At 38.3% G+C, this 18,643-nt stretch carries 15 protein-coding genes; 3 read left to right on the top strand and 12 right to left on the bottom strand.

Annotated elements, in window-relative coordinates; all coding sequences use genetic code 11:
* Positions 1-2: 2 nt before the first annotated feature.
* Positions 3-1,349, top strand: coding sequence for a DUF58 domain-containing protein (locus AC1DDX_RS01435; protein WP_288883779.1), 1,347 nt, complete (start codon positions 3-5; stop codon positions 1,347-1,349).
* Between the two features lie 7 nt (positions 1,350-1,356).
* Here AC1DDX_RS01435 and AC1DDX_RS01430 read toward each other — a convergent pair whose 3' ends face one another.
* From AC1DDX_RS01430 to miaB, 9 genes are all read right to left on the bottom strand, one after another.
* A complete protein-coding gene (locus tag AC1DDX_RS01430) occupies positions 1,357-2,784 on the bottom strand; it encodes an L-serine ammonia-lyase (RefSeq protein ID WP_172661780.1) in 1,428 nt (475 codons plus the stop codon).
* Between the two features lie 16 nt (positions 2,785-2,800).
* Positions 2,801-3,460, bottom strand: coding sequence for an MgtC/SapB family protein (locus tag AC1DDX_RS01425; RefSeq protein WP_246269625.1), 660 nt, complete (start codon positions 3,458-3,460; stop codon positions 2,801-2,803).
* Between the two features lie 90 nt (positions 3,461-3,550).
* Complete coding sequence (groL, locus tag AC1DDX_RS01420) at positions 3,551-5,191, bottom strand: chaperonin GroEL (protein WP_048907795.1); 1,641 nt, start codon at positions 5,189-5,191, stop codon at positions 3,551-3,553.
* Between the two features lie 76 nt (positions 5,192-5,267).
* Positions 5,268-5,561: a co-chaperone GroES gene (gene groES / locus AC1DDX_RS01415; RefSeq protein WP_048907794.1), complete on the bottom strand. Its 294-nt coding sequence runs from the start codon at positions 5,559-5,561 to the stop codon at positions 5,268-5,270.
* A 226-nt stretch (positions 5,562-5,787) separates the two neighbouring features.
* Positions 5,788-6,147, bottom strand: a complete 360-nt coding sequence (gene secG, locus AC1DDX_RS01410; protein ID WP_048907793.1) for a preprotein translocase subunit SecG — start codon at positions 6,145-6,147, stop codon at positions 5,788-5,790.
* 14 nt (positions 6,148-6,161) lie between these two features.
* Complete coding sequence (locus tag AC1DDX_RS01405) at positions 6,162-7,298, bottom strand: hypothetical protein (RefSeq protein ID WP_216854417.1); 1,137 nt, start codon at positions 7,296-7,298, stop codon at positions 6,162-6,164.
* A gap of 45 nt (positions 7,299-7,343) precedes the next feature.
* Positions 7,344-7,841 carry an LptE family protein gene (locus tag AC1DDX_RS01400; RefSeq protein WP_172661776.1) on the bottom strand — a complete coding sequence of 166 codons (498 nt, stop codon included), beginning with the start codon at positions 7,839-7,841 and terminating at the stop codon, positions 7,344-7,346.
* Positions 7,842-7,843: 2 nt separating this feature from the next.
* Positions 7,844-9,079, bottom strand: a complete 1,236-nt coding sequence (locus AC1DDX_RS01395; protein ID WP_172661775.1) for a sigma-54 interaction domain-containing protein — start codon at positions 9,077-9,079, stop codon at positions 7,844-7,846.
* A gap of 16 nt (positions 9,080-9,095) precedes the next feature.
* On the bottom strand, positions 9,096-10,544 hold the full coding sequence (miaB, locus tag AC1DDX_RS01390) for a tRNA (N6-isopentenyl adenosine(37)-C2)-methylthiotransferase MiaB (protein WP_172661772.1): 1,449 nt from the start codon (positions 10,542-10,544) through the stop codon (positions 9,096-9,098).
* A gap of 66 nt (positions 10,545-10,610) precedes the next feature.
* Here miaB and AC1DDX_RS01385 point away from each other — a divergent pair, with 66 nt between their 5' ends.
* Both AC1DDX_RS01385 and AC1DDX_RS01380 read left to right on the top strand, forming a co-directional pair.
* Positions 10,611-12,497 carry an AsmA family protein gene (locus AC1DDX_RS01385; RefSeq protein ID WP_337717306.1) on the top strand — a complete coding sequence of 629 codons (1,887 nt, stop codon included), beginning with the start codon at positions 10,611-10,613 and terminating at the stop codon, positions 12,495-12,497.
* Positions 12,498-12,542: 45 nt separating this feature from the next.
* Positions 12,543-14,345 carry a hypothetical protein gene (locus tag AC1DDX_RS01380; protein ID WP_172661770.1) on the top strand — a complete coding sequence of 601 codons (1,803 nt, stop codon included), beginning with the start codon at positions 12,543-12,545 and terminating at the stop codon, positions 14,343-14,345.
* Between the two features lie 10 nt (positions 14,346-14,355).
* Here the strand turns inward: AC1DDX_RS01380 and AC1DDX_RS01375 are convergent, their stop codons facing one another.
* The 3 genes from AC1DDX_RS01375 to AC1DDX_RS01365 all read right to left on the bottom strand — a co-directional run.
* Positions 14,356-15,423, bottom strand: coding sequence for a phytase (locus AC1DDX_RS01375; RefSeq protein ID WP_216854416.1), 1,068 nt, complete (start codon positions 15,421-15,423; stop codon positions 14,356-14,358).
* 53 nt (positions 15,424-15,476) lie between these two features.
* Positions 15,477-16,730, bottom strand: a complete 1,254-nt coding sequence (locus AC1DDX_RS01370) for a right-handed parallel beta-helix repeat-containing protein (RefSeq protein ID WP_172661768.1) — start codon at positions 16,728-16,730, stop codon at positions 15,477-15,479.
* A gap of 30 nt (positions 16,731-16,760) precedes the next feature.
* Positions 16,761-18,643: TonB-dependent receptor domain-containing protein (locus AC1DDX_RS01365; RefSeq protein WP_477621722.1), on the bottom strand; the 1,883-nt coding region annotated here is incomplete at its 5' end.

The following is an 18,643-nucleotide window of genomic DNA, read 5'->3' as shown; positions in this document are numbered from 1 at the left end:
TGTTGAAGAACTTTTTTAAGACATATTATAAAGACCTGTTTTTAGGTAAAAGGCTGTTTGCAGGAATTGGGCTTTGTGCTACTTTGTTCCTGTTTTCTTTCTTTTTGCCATGGCTTGGGGATATCCCATTTATTGCTTTTTGGACGCTGATAGCATTGGTTATTATTGATATGCTCATGCTTTATCGACAGGATAGGAGCTTCTTTTTAAGACGGGATCTTCCCGAAAGATTAAGTAACGGCGATGAAAATGAAATCAATATTTATATCGAGAGCTTTTATCCTTTTGCAACTAAAGTTGGTATTATTGATGAAATTCCTTTACAATTTCAGAAGAGAGACATCTGGTTTACCAGTAATTTAAAACCCCGTGAACACAAAACAATTAATTATACTTTAAGGCCTACCAAAAGGGGCGAATATGTATTTGGATTGGTTCGGTTGTATGTTAGTTCGCCGCTAAGCTTAATAGTAAGGAGGTTTAACTTTGGACAAGAAACAACAGTGCCAGTTTATCCTTCCTTTTTGCAATTAAGAAGATACGAATTAATGGCGATATCAAACAGACTGAATGAAATTGGGATTAAAAAAATAAGAAGAATAGGTCATAGCCTGGAGTTTGATCAGGTAAAGAGTTATGTGCAGGGCGATGATTATAGAACTGTTAACTGGAAAGCGACAGCCCGGAAAGGAGAGTTGATGGTGAATTCCTTTACAGATGAAAAAGCTCAACATGTCTATTGTGTGATTGATAAATCGAGAATCATGAAAATGCCTTTTGAGGGATTGAGCTTATTGGATTATGCAATTAATGCAAGTTTAATTCTTTCTAACGTGGCTTTGTTAAAGGAAGATAAAGCGGGCTTAATAACCATAGCTGAAAAGACCGGAAGTATTGTGCCAGCAGATAGAAAACCTGCTCAGCTTGGTAAGATTATGAGCGTTTTGTATAAAGAAAAAACAAGATATCTCGAAACCAACATGGAGGCCCTTTATACAAGCATCCGAAGCGTTTTAAAGCAGCGTAGTTTGTTAGTTTTCTTTACAAATTTCGAAAGCATGTCGGCATTAAACAGACAGCTGCCATTTTTAAAGCGTATTGCTAAATTCCATTTGCTGCTTATTGTGTTTTTTGAAAACACCGAACTGAAATCTCTTACCGAACAGGAAGTAAAAGACGTAGAAGGGATTTACATTAAAACCATTGCCAGCAAATTTGCTTATGAGAAAAAGCTAGTCGTAAAGGAACTTGCCAAACATGGAATCTTAAGCATTCTTACCCCACCAGAAAAACTGACCATAAATGTAATCAACAGATATCTTTCTATTAAAGCCCAACAGAAAATCTAATAAGACTTTAGCACTCAGGCAAACTTATTGGAATATTGGTAGCCAAACCGCCATCAGATGTCTCTTTATATTTCGAATTCATATCTAAAGCAGTTTCCCACATCGTATTAACTACGGCGTCTAAACTTACCTTGGCTTTGTCCGGGTTACTTTGCAATGCAAGCTGACTTGCTGTAATTGCTTTAATAGCGCCCATAGTATTCCTTTCTATACAAGGTATTTGAACTAAACCACCAATAGGGTCACAGGTAAGGCCTAAGTGATGCTCCATGGCTATTTCAGCAGCCATTAAAACCTGTCTCTGAGAGCCTCCTAAACACTCAGTGAGCGCAGCTGCTGCCATTGCTGAAGACACTCCGATTTCGGCCTGGCATCCGCCCATAGCAGCAGATATTGTAGCTCCCTTTTTGAAGATACTGCCTACTTCAGACGCACAGGCAATGAACTGTGTAATTTTTTCTTCATCAAATCCATCACAAAATGTTATAAAGTATTGTAATACCGCTGGTATAACTCCAGCCGCGCCATTGGTTGGGGCCGTTACCACCCTGCCAAATGAAGCATTTTCTTCATTAACAGCCAGGGCAAAACAGCTCACCCAGTCAAGCGTGTAATTAAATCCATTTCCGCCTGCTCTAATGGCCATTATCCAACTTTCATAGTTAGTGTACACACTATTGCCCATCAGCTTTTTATTAAGCGCTGCGGCCCTTCTGGCCACGTTTAGCCCTCCCGGCAAAAAACCTGAGGTATGACACCCTCTGTAAATGCAATCCTTCATTACATTGAAGTGCTGCAAAATTCCTGTTTTTGTTGCAGCTTCTGTCCGCCAGGCCAGTTCATTTTCCATTACTACCTCAGAAACTTTAAGTCCTGTAGTAAGGCACCAGTGTAACAGATCTCCAGCTTTTTCAATAGGGAAAGGTAAATCAACCTGCTCTCTTTCTTTACCATCCTCTCCTTCTTTAACTACAAAACCACCGCCAATAGAGTAATAGGTCTCGGATATTGCTTTTTCCGTTTTTAGAAACGCTTGAAAAGTAACCGCATTTGGGTGAAATGGAAGGCTTTCAAAAAGGAGAAATATCAGATCCTCATCATAGTTGAATTCAATTGGTTTTTCTCCTGCCAGAATTAGTGACTGCTCTTTTTTGATAGATTCAATAGTACACTCAATCGAGTTTACATCAAATGTTACTGGATCTGCACCTGCCAGTCCCAATAATATGGCAACATCAGTTCCATGTCCTTTACCAGTTTTTGCTAAGGATCCGTAAAGCAAAATCTTTATTTGCTCAACCTCACCTAATAAATTTTGCTGTTTTAACGAAGCTGTGAATTGCTGTGCTGCTCGCCACGGACCAAGGGTGTGTGAACTTGAAGGTCCAATTCCTATCTTAAAAATATCAAATACTGAGATCTGTTCTCTTTGCATAATGCAAAGCTAAAACTTAAAAATCAAATGCTATGATATTTCTATCCTGAAGCATACGGTCTACAAATCTTTTGTGGTTTTTGGGGCTCCCTATGGCTATCCATGTTCCACTGATGATGCCATTAGCGAGTTCCTGCTTGCCCCGGGTAAGCTTTAATTTAGAGGTCTTGATGTCTTCTTCATATTTCTCCAGACTTTCATTTTCAAATCTTTTTACGATTCTGTAAACTCTTTTAGTAAAGCGGCGTTCTACCATATCTTCTAAAAAGGGAAAAGTAAGTAAGGCCAATAGAACAACCAGTGTTACACCTATTGCCTGTTCATAATATCCAGAACCAATAGCCATTCCAATTGCGGCTACAATCCATATTACACAAGCTGTAGTTAAGCCTTTAACCTGATTGTCTTCTTTAAAAATAACACCTGCACCCAAAAAGCCTATGCCAGTAACAATATTGGAGGCAATACGATCATGGCTACTTAAACCAATTTTTATAGACAGAATGGTGAATAATGTAGAACCAAGACCAATCATGATCATGGTTTTTAGTCCAGCCTGTTTGCTTCTGAACTCTCGCTCCGCACCAATTAAACCACATAGTAGTGTTGCCAGTAAAAATTTGTTCACTTCACTAAGCGTAAGGAAATGACCGTTCTCTAAAAAATTCTCCATCATGTTTTAACTACCTAAATATAACAAAGATTTAAAACAAAAAGACCCGCTGATAACAGCGGGTCTTTTTTTATATGTGTAGGCAAATAATGATTACATCATTCCACCCATACCACCACCACCCATAGGAGGCATAGCACCACCTGCAGGAGCTTCTTCCGGATCATCAGCTAAAACAACCTCAGTTGTTAATAACATAGCCGCAATAGAAGCTGCATTTTCTAATGCTACACGACCAACTTTAGTTGGATCGATAACACCAGCTGCAATTAGGTTCTCATATACATCAGTACGGGCATTGTAACCGAAGTCAGCTTTACCTTCTTTAACTTTTTGTACAACGATAGAACCTTCGATACCAGCATTCTGGCAAATCTGACGTAAAGGCTCTTCAATGGCACGACGAATGATCTGGATACCAGTAGTTTCGTCATCATTTGAACCTTTCATGCCTTCTAACGCCTCGATAGCACGGATGAAAGCAACACCACCGCCAGCCACGATACCTTCTTCAACCGCTGCGCGGGTTGCATGTAAAGCATCATCAACACGGTCTTTTTTCTCTTTCATTTCAACTTCAGAAGCTGCACCTACGTAAAGAACTGCAACACCGCCAGCTAATTTAGCCAAACGCTCTTGTAATTTCTCTTTGTCATAATCAGATGTAGTAGTCTCAATTTGAGCTTTGATCTGGTTAACACGAGCTTTGATGTCTTCAGACTGACCAGCACCATTGATGATTGTAGTGTTGTCTTTGTCAACAACAACTTTCTCAGCAGTACCCAAATAAGTAAGGTCAGCATTCTCTAATTTATAACCTCTTTCTTCAGAGATAACAGTACCGCCAGTTAAAATAGCGATGTCTTCTAACATTGCTTTTCTTCTGTCGCCAAAACCTGGGGCTTTAACAGCAACAACTTTCAGAGATCCACGGATTTTGTTAACTACTAAAGTAGCTAAAGCTTCACCGTCTAAATCTTCAGCGATGATCAATAGCGGTTTACCAGTTTGAACTTGTTTTTCTAATACAGGCAACAATTCTTTCATGTTGCTGATTTTTTTGTCGTAGATCAAAATGTAAGGGTTTTCTAATTCCGCTTCCATTTTGTCAGCATTAGTTACAAAATATGGAGATAAGTAACCACGGTCAAATTGCATACCTTCAACTGTTTTTACTTCAGTTTCAGTACCTTTTGCTTCTTCAACAGTAATAACGCCATCTTTACCAACTTTGCCCATAGCCTCAGCGATCAATGCACCAATTACTTCGTCATTGTTAGCAGAGATAGACGCAACTTGTTTGATTTTGTTGTTGTCTTCACCTACAGTTTGCGATTGAGCTTTTAAGTTCTCAACAATTGCAGTAACTGCTTTATCGATACCACGTTTTAAGTCCATTGGATTTGCACCAGCAGCTACGTTTTTAATACCTGCAGTTACAATTGCCTGAGCTAACACAGTTGCAGTTGTCGTTCCGTCACCCGCAATATCAGCAGTTTTAGAAGCTACTTCTTTAACCATTTGAGCACCCATATTTTCAATTGGGTCTTTCAATTCAATTTCTTTAGCTACTGTAACACCATCTTTAGTGATAGCAGGTGAGCCAAATTTTTTGTCAATGATTACGTTACGACCTTTTGGGCCTAAAGTTACTTTTACAGCATTAGCCAAAATGTCAACACCTCTTTTCAGAGAGTCGCGGGCTTCTACATTATATTTTACTTGTTTTGCCATTTTATTTTTTTTGATTCTTGTTTAAGCTGAAATGAATTAAGCATTAACCAATTTCATTTCAATAATTATACTTGGATTAAAGAGTTCCTAAGATATCAGAATCTCTCATAATTAAATACTCAGTACCTTCAATAGTAACTTCAGTGCCACCATATTTACTGTATAAAACCTGATCACCAACCTTAACACTTAATGGGATTAGATTTCCAGTTTGATCAGCATATTTACCAGGTCCTACAGCTACTACTATTCCTTGTTGAGGTTTTTCTTTAGCGGTATCAGGGATATAAATACCAGAAGCTGTTTTTTCTTCTGCAGCAGCAGCTTCAACAACTACTCTATCTGCATTAGGTTTAAAGTTTAAAGCCATAACTTATTATTGTTTTGTTTTTAGATTTATAAATGTAAAAGTAATTTAATTACGCACGAAGTACATATCAGTTTTTGTGCCAAGGGGCTTAAGCTTGACAAATTTACACAGCCTTGTCAGCTAATGGATTAAGGCAAACTATTTTTGTGTCAGAGTGGCAGGGGTAAAAAAAAGCCCGGAAGTGGTATTACTTCCGGGCTTTTGCATTCTTATAGAATATAAGAACTTATTTTTTTGTAGTGTCTGTTGCTGCTGGTGGCGTATTTGCCGGAGCAGGAGCAGTATTGCCGCCACCAATTGGAGATGGAGTAGGAGTCTTGTCAAGTTGTTCCTGAATTTTAGAACCAGCTCCAGTTGCTGATGAGCCGCCTGATTTACCAATAGTTGTAATTGATAAAGTAAGCACTACAACAAGCGCTAATAAAACCCAGGTTCCTTTTTCTAAAACGTCACCTGTACGTTGAACGCCAAACATATTACTGCCAGATCCGCCTGTTGCCAGACCACCACCTTTAGGATTTTGTATCAAAACAAATAGCGCTAAGGCAATACAAACGATGATTAATAAAATAATTAAGAAAAGCATATTATGTTAGGTTGTTAAATTTTTTTTTCTATCGATTGAATAAGGTCGGCAAAGTAACGGCTTTTTTCTGGAAACATCAAACTTAATTTTTCATAAGTCTCTATGGCCTTGTCATAAAGCATCTGCTCAATATAGATGTTTGCCAGCGTTTCAGATACCAGGTCATTATGGTCCTCCGCACTTTTTTTGGCTTTATTCTCGTTATTTATTTGCTCTGGTTTAGGTGGACTTATCTGAGGCTCGTTCTTTATAAAGCTTTCAATAATTTCAGCTCCCTTTGAGCGTTGTTTAAACTCATTTGGCGAATATTCACTTTCTTCTTCATCAAATGGGCTCTGCATGTGAAATATATTCTCCACATATTGCTGCTGAAGCTCATTTGCTTTTTTATTTCTATCCGGTTTTTGCTCCTGCTCTTGCTTAACATGCTTGGGCGAAGCGTAAGGTTGAAATATTTGCTGATGCTCTTTTCTTGTTTTAGCAAGCCACCATAAAAATGTGTAAGGAAGCTGATCATCATCATATTTACTGATCACAATCGTATCATCTTCTTCAACAGGCTCTTCTTCTTTATATTCCTCAATTTGATTCTCAGTAACTTCCGAAGTTTCTGTTACTGGTTCAACTTTGAAATTTTCCTGAAAGGCGAAAAAATCTGTAGCTACAATGTTCTCTAAAACAAGGTCATCCTCTGGGTTCTCTCTGTTTTCTTCAAGAGTAATCGGAGGTGTATCAGCGTAATGATAATCACTTATGTTTACTTCGCCAATTTCATCAAATACTTCCTGGTCATCGCTTATCTTTTGTTCTTCCAATTCAGAAGGAACTTCATCAATTACAAATTCGTCTAAGGTTTCAGGGTTATTACCGAAAGATTCTGAAGGTGAATAGCTGACAACGTTGAAACCTACCGGCTCTAAGCGTTCTGTTTCATGAATAAAATTATGGAGTAGCTGTCCATTCGTGTACAGGGCAGCAGTAGCAAGATTGGCATTGCCCTCATCTGTATTCAAAGTGGCTTTTGCCAGCAGCAGATGAACGGGTTGAAAATAAGGATACTGCTTAACGAGATCTTGAAGCATAACTGTGTCATCCTGAGATGTTTTCTCAGGTACAGCAATTAATCTTGTTAGCTGTTCTTTAATATTCATATCCTGCTCCACGATGCTAAGTTAATAATTGATCTCTATTTTGACCTACCATTGTGCAAAAGCCCTGTTAAAAATATCCTCAATAAGCTGAGCAGTAACATCTTTAATTAAAGCAGGTTCTTGTGCTTGCAGGTTTCCCGCCAGTTTAAAATCTTTATAACGCTCAAAAGATTGCTCAAAGCTTTGTTTGGGATCAAGATTGTTTACGTATTTTACATTAACCGTTATCGATAGCCTGTTTGCACCTGCTGTAGGTTGCTTGTTGTCTGTTATGGCTACAGGGGTGATGCTATATCCGGTAATATTTCCAGAAAAAACACCTTGAGCATCATTCTGTGTAATACTTAAGTTGGTTTGGTTCCTGATACGTGTTTTCAATTCCTCTGTAAATTGTGAGCTTAAGGAAGCTACTACTAAAGGGGCATTGTTTTCAAAAACCTTAACGCTGATTGTTTTCATTTCAGGAGGAATGGAAGTTCCTTTTAGCCCTACTGTACAGCTACTAAAAAAGAATAGTAATATGATTATAGATAGATTTTTCATCCTTAGTTTAAATTCAATTCTTTAATTTTTCTATATAACGTACGTTCGGAGATGCCTAATTCCTGAGCAGCAAATTTGCGCTTTCCTTTGTGTTTTTTCAATGCTTTTTTGATCAGATCAGATTCCTTATCTATTAAAGATAGAGATTCCTCAACTTCTTCTGCTTCATGGGTATAGTTGTAATCCACAGGAGCATTTTGAACAGGCTTTTTAATAGTAAGGGTGGCTTGCTCATTGCCATAAGTCTGATCCACCTCCTGATAAAGCTGATTGATATAATGAGGGTTGTCTGCCATGATGTGCGAAGTATTTCCTCCACTCTGAATGATTTCTGCTACCAGCTTTTTCAATTCCATCATATCTTTTTTCATATCAAAAAGAACCTTGTAAAGGATATCTCTTTCTGTATAATCTTCTTTCGTATTCCCGTTAATTGCTACAGGTAGATTTGTGGCGCTTTCATTAGGGATGTAGTTCAGCAAAGCTGCTGCTGTAACATTCCGGTCTTTCTCCAGAACACAGATCTGTTCGGCAATATTTTTTAACTGACGTACATTTCCCGGCCAACTGTAATTGCTCAAAATCTGTATTGCTTCAGGCTCAAGCTGTATGCCCGGGCTGCGGTATTTATCACTAAAGTCTGCAGAGAATTTTCTGAATAATAAATAAATGTCTTCTTTGCGTTCGTGCAAGGCAGGAATGCGCAATGGAACAGTATTTAATCTATAATATAAATCTTCACGGAATTTACCAGATTTTACACGGTTATAAACATCAACATTGGTTGCTGCAATAATTCGTACATCTGTTTTTTGCACTTTGGATGAGCCGACTCTAAGGTACTCACCGCTTTCAAGGATACGTAACAAACGTGCCTGAGTACCTAAAGGCAATTCTGCAACCTCATCAAGAAAAATGGTGCCTCCGTTTGCTACCTCAAAATAACCTTTGCGGGCTTCATGGGCTCCGGTAAAAGATCCTTTTTCGTGGCCAAATAATTCAGAGTCAATGGTTCCTTCCGGAATGGCCCCGCAGTTTACAGCAATAAAGGCCCCGTGTTTGCGGGTGCTCATCTGGTGGATAATATGAGAGAAAACCTCTTTACCACTACCACTTTCACCCGTAATTAAAACAGACATGTCGGTTGGCGCAACCTGCCTGGCAATATCTATAGCCCGGTTTAATAGCGGAGAACCACCAATTATCCCAAAACGATTTTTTATGTCTTGTACGTCCAATGTAATCTGTGTTTAATTAAACAATTTCAGGCTCTTCAACTACAACAGTTCCTAATAAGGTTGCCGAGGTACAACGGTCTATGTGCACATATACATATTGCCCTGCGCTAACACCTTCTGTTGCCGGGAAAACCACCATTGCATTCTGATCATTTCTGCCGCAGAAATCTTTATCTGATTTTTTTGAAGTCCCTTCCACTAAAATCCTAACAGTTTTTCCAACAAATTGTTGTAAACGATATAAAGAAGTTTCCTGTTGTTTAATCAGGATCTCACTTAACCTGCGTTTTTTAACATCTTCCGGAATATCATCTTCAAACTTACGTGCAGCAAGGGTTCCTGGTCGCTCAGAATAACTAAAGGTAAATGCGAAATCATATTTCACATAGTCCATAATGCTAAGCGTTTCCTGATGTTCTTCTTCTGTTTCTGTACAAAAACCTGCAATAATATCAGATGAAATTGCGCAGTCAGGAATGATATTCCTGATCGCATCAATCCTGTTAATGTACCACTCTCTGGTGTAAGTACGGTTCATTAATTCTAATACCCTGCTACTTCCTGATTGAATAGGCAAGTGTATATAGTTGCATATATTATCGTATTTAGCGATGGTGTATAAAACTTCGTCGGTAATGTCTTTAGGGTGAGAAGTAGAGAAACGAATTCTTAAGTCAGGACTAATCAAAGCTACTTTTTCAAGCAATTGAGCAAAGTTAACTTCAATTTCAGTACTATCATCAGCATCATTACCCTTCCATTTGTATGAATCTACATTCTGACCAAGTAAAGTAACTTCTTTATAGCCCCGGTCAAATAGGTCCTGAGCTTCCGCCATAATCGAATGTGGGTCTCTGCTACGCTCTCTACCTCTTGTAAAAGGAACTACGCAAAAAGAACACATGTTATCACAACCGCGCATAATAGAAATAAATGCGGTAATGCCATTCCCGTTTAACCTAACAGGACTAATGTCTGCATAAGTTTCCTCACGGGATAATAGCACATTTATAGCTTTATGACCACTTTCTACTTCACTTAGCAGTTGTGGCAATTCACGGTATGCATCCGGTCCAACAACTACATCAACCAATTTCTCTTCTTCAAGAAATTTTGATTTCAAACGTTCAGCCATACAGCCCAGAACACCTACAATAAGTTTAGGGTTTCTGCGCTTTTCGGCACCAAATTGCGATAGGCGGTTACGTACTCTTTGTTCTGCGTTTTCACGGATAGAGCAAGTATTTATAAATACTACATCAGCCTCCTTGTAATCACCAGTAGTTTCAAATCCCTGATCTAATAATATAGATGCAACAATTTCGCTATCCGCAAAATTCATTTGGCAACCATAACTTTCAATATACAGTTTGCGGCCATTGCGCACCAAAGGTGCATCAACAATTAAAGCCTCGCCCTGGCGCTCTTCATCATGTGTCTTATCTGTAAGCTGTAAATCAATCATAAATGGTCAATTGTTTTATGGGCTTCAAAAATACGTAATTTAATTTACAAATGACAAATTGGCAGAATGCTAAATGAATATTTTGTGACAATAGCCAGCCTTATTTCTCATTATGGCCTTGATATTGCAGGCTACACAAATATGACGTCCAATAAATCAGGAAAATACAAAGTAATAAAGTGGCTTGTGGGTATTCTTACAGCCTTGATCCTCCTAGTAGGGGGTGTTGCTCTATATTTTAGTGCAAAATGGAAGCCACTACTTACCGAAAAAATAAAAGATGGGGTTTACAACGGTTCTCAGAAACTTTATAGGATTAATTTTAAAGACATTCGCCTTAATCTGATCACCGGAAGTGCAGTACTCGATAGTGTTACTTTAACGCCTGATACTACAGTTTTTAATCAGCTAAAAGAACTTCAGCTTGCTCCTGCTAACTTGTTCCAAATAAAACTGGCGCGTCTACAGTTAAGCAGAATTGGTGTACTTACTGCCTACTTTAAGAAACGGATAAACATGAATTCCATCATTATGGAGCAACCCTCCATTAATATGATTCATTATAAAGTTGTCAAAAAAACAGATACCGCTGCAGATAAGCGCAGTTTGTATGATCAGATATCTAAAACACTAAAATCCATCCATGTAAAGGCCATTAAAATAATAGATGCCGACTTTGATTATATTAACGGAGCTACTTCTAAACCCTTAAATTCAATAAAACATCTAAATATCACTGTTAAAGATCTGCTTATCGATTCTCTTTCTAAGTCTGATACCACACGTTTTTATTATACAAAAGACATCAGTTTTGAATTAACAGGATATAGAGCTACGGGTAAAGATGGGATGTATACTACAAAAATAGATACAGTTGCTGGTTCGGTTAGTAATAAAAATATTCGTATAAAAGGTCTGCAAATGATCCCACTTCATCCAGACTTAGCATTTACCAGAAAATATAAATATGGTAAAGATCGGTACGATTTAAAATTTAATGAAATAACCTTTACAGGAGTAGATTTTAATAAACTAAGTGCTGAAGGCAGTTTATATGCAAGAGCCCTAAAGGTAGGCCCTGCAAATGCGGGCATTTTTGTGAATAGAGAATTGCCTCCTCCCCCTAATTTTGATAAGGCTCATAACTTCCCTCATATTGCACTTAAAAGATTACCTATTGAAACAATTATCGATACCGTTAAGTTATCCAATATCGATGTTGCCTATACAGAGTACAATCCGATCACTCAAAAAAGAGGAACAGTGTATTTCCAGAACCTGACTGGGAATATTCTCAATTTAACTAATGACTCAGTTAGACTTGCAAAGAACAACCATGCTATTGCAAATTTAACAGCACTGGTAATGAAAACCAGCCGTATTAAGGTTACTATAAATTTTAACCTAACAGCTAGAGATGCTTCTTTTACCTACAAAGGGAATGTAGGAGCAATGAACATGCTTGTTTTAAACCCAATGGCAAAGAACATGGGCTTAGTTGAAATAGAAAGCGGACAGATGCAGGGAACTGATTTCGATATTCAAGCCAATATGAAAGGTGCTTCGGGCATTGTTCATTTCTATTATAAAGACCTTAAAATAAAATTGCTTAAAGAAGGTGAAAATGGGGGAATAGGTAAGAAGAAAGGATTTTTATCTTTTCTTGCAAATAGTCTTTTAATTGAAGATGCAAATCCGGGCAAAGGAGCGGCACTAAGAACAGCCAGGGTTACTTTTGAAAGAACACCTGCTGCCTCGTTTTTTAATTTACTTTGGAAAGGTATTTTTATAGGTATGAGGGAGACCGTTGGATTAGGCATTGTTCCCGTGAAAACACCCGAACAAGCAATGGAAAAAGTAAAGGATAAAAAACAGGAACGGCGCGAAAAAAGAGAAGAAAGAAAGAAGAAACGCGCCGAAAGAAAGGCCGAGAAAAAAAAGACTGATACCTAACGCCTGATGAATAAATTCGTATATTAGGTTAAACCACTAAGGCCTATGATCAAAAAAGTCCGAAAGAGTTATAGTACGCTTAAATGGGTTTCCGGGATCATGCTTTTCTTTATTTTACTGTTGGTTGCGGCATCCAGACACCTAAGCGTCAGGTTTCAACCAATAATTAAGGCACAAGTCAGAGACCTCGTTTTAAATGCCACGGACAGCTTGTATAGCATAGAATTTTCTGACGTCGGTACAAATTTTATTACGGGGAGAGCCTCATTGTCAGACGTTAAAATTACCCCCGATACTAATATTCTGAAAAAGATGGTTCGTCTAAAACACGCACCAAATAACATCTATTACATACAGCTAAAAGAGCTGGTTATAAAAAACTTTCATCCTATTGATCTGCTGCGATATAAAAAGGTAAAAATCGACCTCCTATTGTTTGATAATCCGGAAATTATAATGGTAAATAAACAGTTAGAGTTTAATGAACTCAAAAAGCCATTTTCTGATAAATCGCCTTATGACTACATTTCTAAATTTGTAAAGGAGCTTAAAGTAAAAACCATCGACCTTAAAAACATTTCCTTTAAATACGTTAATAAAAACCTAGCCAAACCAGAGATTGATTCCATTAAGAATCTAAATGTCACACTAAAAAACTGGTTGATCGATAAAAACTCAGTTAGGGATACCAGTAGGTTTTATTTGCTTAAAGACGTAGTCATAAATTTAAATAATTACACTTTCGCCACGCCCGATAGTTTGTATCATATCAATCTTAATCAGTTAGATTTTAGAGCATCATCAGGTAAGCTCAATATAAAGAGTTTTAGTGTTGTTCCACGGTACGATGAAATGAAGTTTGGAAAAACAGTAGGTTTTTCAAAAGACAGGTTTGATATTCAGATGAGTGACATTAGTTTAGAAGGCATTAATCTGCCTTTGTATGTTCGTAAACAGGAGCTTTACGCTACCGAGATGAATGTAAACAATGGCTCCGTATCCGTTTTTAATAATAATGAACTTCCTAAAAGAACCGAGATTAAAATAGGGAAATATCCTCATCAACTATTGCAAAAGGTTAAGGGATTGCTTACAGTTAAACAGCTTAATTTAAGTAATATAGATTTGACCTATGCGGAATTCGATAAGGATAGTAAGCAGAAGGGGAGAATCACCTTTGAAAAAACCTCAGGAAGCATAACCAACATAACCAATTCAGAAAAAATCAAAAATAAAAACCCCTATATGTTTGCTAAATTAACGAGCTACATGATGGGACAGGGTAAACTGGATGTGAATTTTAAGTTTAATCTTGCCGCAAATGATGGCGCTTTTTCTTACTCAGGAACTTTGGGCCAGATGGATGGAAGGGTGCTTAATAGAATTACCAAGCCGTTAGGAATGGTTGAAGTGAAAAGCGGGCACGTTAAAAAACTTGAGTTTAATATCGATGCAAATGAAACCCTTGCAACTGGTAAAGTCAAATTTGCTTTTAACGACCTTTCTGTAGCACTGCTTAAAAAAGAAGAAGGGCGTGATCATTTAGTTAAACAGGGGCTAATGTCTTTTTTGGCGAATGCAATGATTATTAATTCAGATAATCCTAAAACAGACGGTGTACTTATAGCGGCATCAATAAAATTTGAACGGGAAAAAACAGCTTCCTTTTTTAGTTTTATCTGGAAAACACTTTTTCAGGGGATAAAGTACAGTGTCGGTGTAACTCCACAAAAGGAAAAAAAGATAAAGGAACAAATAGCGAAATTCGAAAAAATAAAAGCTGACAGAGAAAAACGCAGACTTATCAGACAAAAAAGAAAAGCTACCCGAGAAAAGAGTAGCTTTTAATCCGTCAGTTTTAGTTTACTTTTAATAATTTACCTGCCAGGTCTTCCCATCTGTAATACTGAAATGTTTTGTTGTCACTCATCGCAACAAAAATTCCATGCTTAAAATCGGCATTAAGTGGTTTCGAGTAAATGTCTGAGCCATCACTCTGGTTGGTTGATACCTTAATACTTGTAATGAGTTGGTGGTCGTTCTTATTTTTTACACCTTCTCTGCTATAGACTTTAAAGTGGTTTGCACTTTGATCTGATACCAGGATGTAACCTGTTGTGTCCGTAGTTTTATAGATACTAATGCCCTCATTATCCTCAGTAAAACCCTCTTTGGCAAATAAGGCCAGCTCTTTATTCCCTTTAGCCGGATCAGCATAATATTTGCGAACGCCAAACTGCTCATCTGAGTAATAGATATAGCCCATCTCGTTGTCTACTGCAATCGACTCTATTTCTTTTTTGCCGCTGTAGTTTCCAAATTTGCGCTTCAGGGTTGCCTTGATGTGTCCTGTACCATCGTCTTCAAGCAAATATTGCCATAAATAAGAACCGTCTTTAGGCCCTGTTTTTCTACCGGCAATGGCATAGATTTCACCCTTAGGACTGGTGTACATTGCAATGCCCATCAGGTCTCTGTACATTTCACCTTTCTCACCTTCATAAACGGGAACACCACCATTATCGAGGGGCTTCATATCAGGTAGAGAATAGATGCGGAGTTTATGTGTCATTCTCTCTGTTGTAACTGCTATATCCGTCTTTTTACTTCCAAGCAGCAGACCATATGCGATATCAACGTTATTAGGTCGTTTTAATCCTTTTATAGTCTTGTCCTTAATGATCTTGCCTTTCAGATCAAACACATATAAACCGCCATTTTCGTCTTTGTCAGTTCCAATGATCAATGATTTTGAAGAATCTACCGGGTTAATCCATATTGCCGGATCATCAGAGTCAAATTGCACTGGTTCTGTAGTGTATAAAGGCTTTACCGCGTCATTGGTATCTGTTTTTTGTTGGGTGCAGGCCATGTTTATCGATATAAGCATCGCCGGGAATATAAATATCTGGGTGTATTTATTCATTAGGTATTAATTTAATATTTCTTATTCTTTAAAGTGGTAACTTCTTAATTAAGCTAGTTTGTGCCATATGCACCAATGTAGCCAGATGGGTCAGGTGATTTATAGGTCACCCCATTTAAAACCAGTCCCGAAGCATAATGTCTGGTAAAGTTTGTTGTACCTTTTCCAAGCGCCGGAGAGCCTGGTTTTAAATGGAAATCCCATGCGGTATTAAAAGTTGCATTATCAACCGGAATGTTCAATGGGTAATTTATGAACATAGGATCATTATCCCCGGCTGTTTTGCTGATGATATCATTTGTCCCTGCAATGATCTCTTTTGTTGGTTGGAACTGATCTACAGTAACCTGATTAAATCCATAATAGTAATTATTCCCGAATACAGACCTATCGTCCTCTGGTTTTTTTGTATCTCTTTTAATTCCAAAACGAGTATTTGCAAACATATTGTTATAAACACTTACGCGTACCGTTGCCTCTACCCAGATAGATCCTCCCTTTGCTGTAGGACGTCGCCATCCTGTATTTACCATAGTATTGTTATAAACAACAATGTAAGCCTGCGGTGTGCGGTCGCCACTGTTTGATAACTTTAATGCATTGGTGTTTGTACTGTAAACTAAATTGTAAGCAACATCAGCCACACAGCCAGATTTCAAATTGATGGCCTCGCCACCAGTAACTCCAGTAGTGTAAAAGGAATTGTTTGCGAAAATTACTTTACCACCATCTATGTAAGTACAGTCTTCCTGCAGATTTCTGAAAATGCTATTTGTTACTACTAGTTTGCCATTTACATTCGAAAACCAAAGTGCTGGCAAGTTTTCACCAGCTACTGCCTTGTACAAGTGTTGCTTCACAGAAGTTGAAGCATCAGAAGTTGTTGCACCTGCATATTCTATTATCGTATGGTCAAGCAATAACTCCTCGCAGCTTGGTGCAGCAAGAATTCCTCCCCAAAGCCTTCCAAACTTTTTTGCTTCAGTTCTAAATTCCTCTGCAACTGTAAATTTTATTGGAAAATCTGCAGTACCCTGCGCATATAAATTTCCTTTTACAATAATCTCCGGCTTTGCAACAGTATCCATTACAATTGTAACGCCCTCTTCAATGGTTAAGGATTTGCCCTCTGGAATAATGATATCGCCTTTAATAAATTGTGTACTTCCTTTTAGCCAGATTCCCGAAACCTCACCGGTAACAGTCCCGTTTCCCGTATCAGGATCCACATCAATATTGGCCTTTTTGCATCCTGCAATAACTGATGTTAAAATGGCCAGATAGATAAACAAATGTTTTGCTTTCATTTTTTCTCTTTTATAATAAATAAGATTGATTTATAATTTATAGCGCAAGCCTAACAGGTACGTTTGCTCGTAATAGTCGTTGCGGATTAATGTTTTACCATCAAACTGATTCCCGGTATCTGCATTTGCCGGATTAATACCTTTAATAAATAACTTCGAAGGTGTGTTTAACAGGTTTCCCGCTTTTATGAACACACTAAGGTTTTTCTTGAATTTTTTCTCAGCAGAGGCATCCATCTGGATAAAGCCCTTTTGCCAAAGGTCATTATCAAGGAATTGTGATACGGTATTAATGCGCGGACCTGTATAGGAGCCGGCAACCTGGGCATCCCATCCACTTTTGGTGTTTTTATAGATAAGGGATAGGTTGGCGATATGTTCCGACTGTCCGTAAAGCGGACGCGATTGCAACACAGTGATTTTTTTAGAATCGTTGGTTTCGGGGTCTATTGTCAATAAATCCTTTGGTGTTGTAATTCTGGAATGGGTATAGGTATAGTTTGCCTTTATTCCAAACTGATTAATGAATTTTATGTAGTCAATTTCCAAGCCGTAGTTCCTTGCAGTTCCGAAATTACCTGGCAGATAATAGGTGTCCTGAGGGCGGATAGGGTCTGCCTGAAAGCTATATTCAATCGGGTTTTTAATCGCTTTATAAAACGTTCCAACCAATAGTTGATCATTACTATTTGGAAATAGCTCGTAGCGCAAATCAAAGTTATCCGCAATAGCGCGCTTAAGATCTGGATCTCCTTTTTCCTTGTAGTCATCCTGAACCACACCTCCCGGAATAAGTTCATAAAACCCGGGACGGTTTAAAGAGCGGAAGTACGATGCCCTTAACTGCTGCTTTCCACTCAGTTTATACTTCACATTTACAGATGGAAGAAAATCAGTATAAACCTGATTACCCTTCGGGCGAAGTTCTCCGGCAGGGAACAGCATTGCGTAACCCTGGTTTGTGTGTTCAACGCGTAACCCCCCAACTACCTCAACTGCATCCTTACTTATGTTAAACATCCCATAACCAGCAGCAAGTTTTTCCGAGGCATCATAAGTAAGGGGATTGTTTACGGCTCCACCCGGTGTTTGAACTGTCCAGTCTATCTCAGTATAATTATTAAAATCAACCCCATATTTAGCTGCGGTATTTACCGGAGTTAAAGTGTAATTGTTAAAGAAACTGCTGCGCTGCTTGTCGCGGTATAATCCTCCTGCAGAAAATTCTACTTTGAGTTGGCCAACAGGAACTTTATAGCTAATGTCAAGATATCCGGCTTTGTCTTCATCCGTGTTACGTTCCCAGCGATGCGTTGTGCCATTTGTTTTTGCAACAGTGCGAGTGTCAATAAAATTCTCGCGTTTTCCACTTAAGGTAATGGTTGTGTTATCTGGCACTTCATTTTTGGCAGACGAATAGACTGCCGACCACGAAATCTTCAACTTGTCCGGAATAATCTGATGATCTCCATGAAGCGTGCTGTTATAGATCTGTTGTTCCGTTACCCTCGATCGTGTAGCGTATTCCAACTGTGCTTTTCCTGCGGCTGGTTCATAGCCGGTAGAGAAATCTGTAGATTTTTCATCTCTAACCTGAATGTTATTCAGATCCACGTAGGCATTATAAAGACTTAGCTTATTGTTTTCGTTGAATGCGTAATCCAGCTTACCATGAAAACCATAGCGTTTCTGTTGTTCCGAATACTGGCGTTCGTTCATGCTTGTGATTGTTGCAAACTTATTTGATGCATTGGCTGCCGACGAGCGATAGAAAGTGCCGTTGCTACCACGATAGGTGTTCTGATAGCTTCCTGCAATAATTAACCCAAGCTTATTGTCAAGAAAACGTTGCCCTATAGATAAACCACCTACTAGGTTAGGAGCAGGGTGGCTCGACTTGTAATCTGCAGTAC

The sequence above is a fragment of the Pedobacter sp. 10L46_2 genome, from assembly GCF_056395165.1.
The sequence above is the reverse complement of the archived record's forward strand: the minus strand, read 5'-3'. Positions and strand labels throughout refer to the sequence as shown.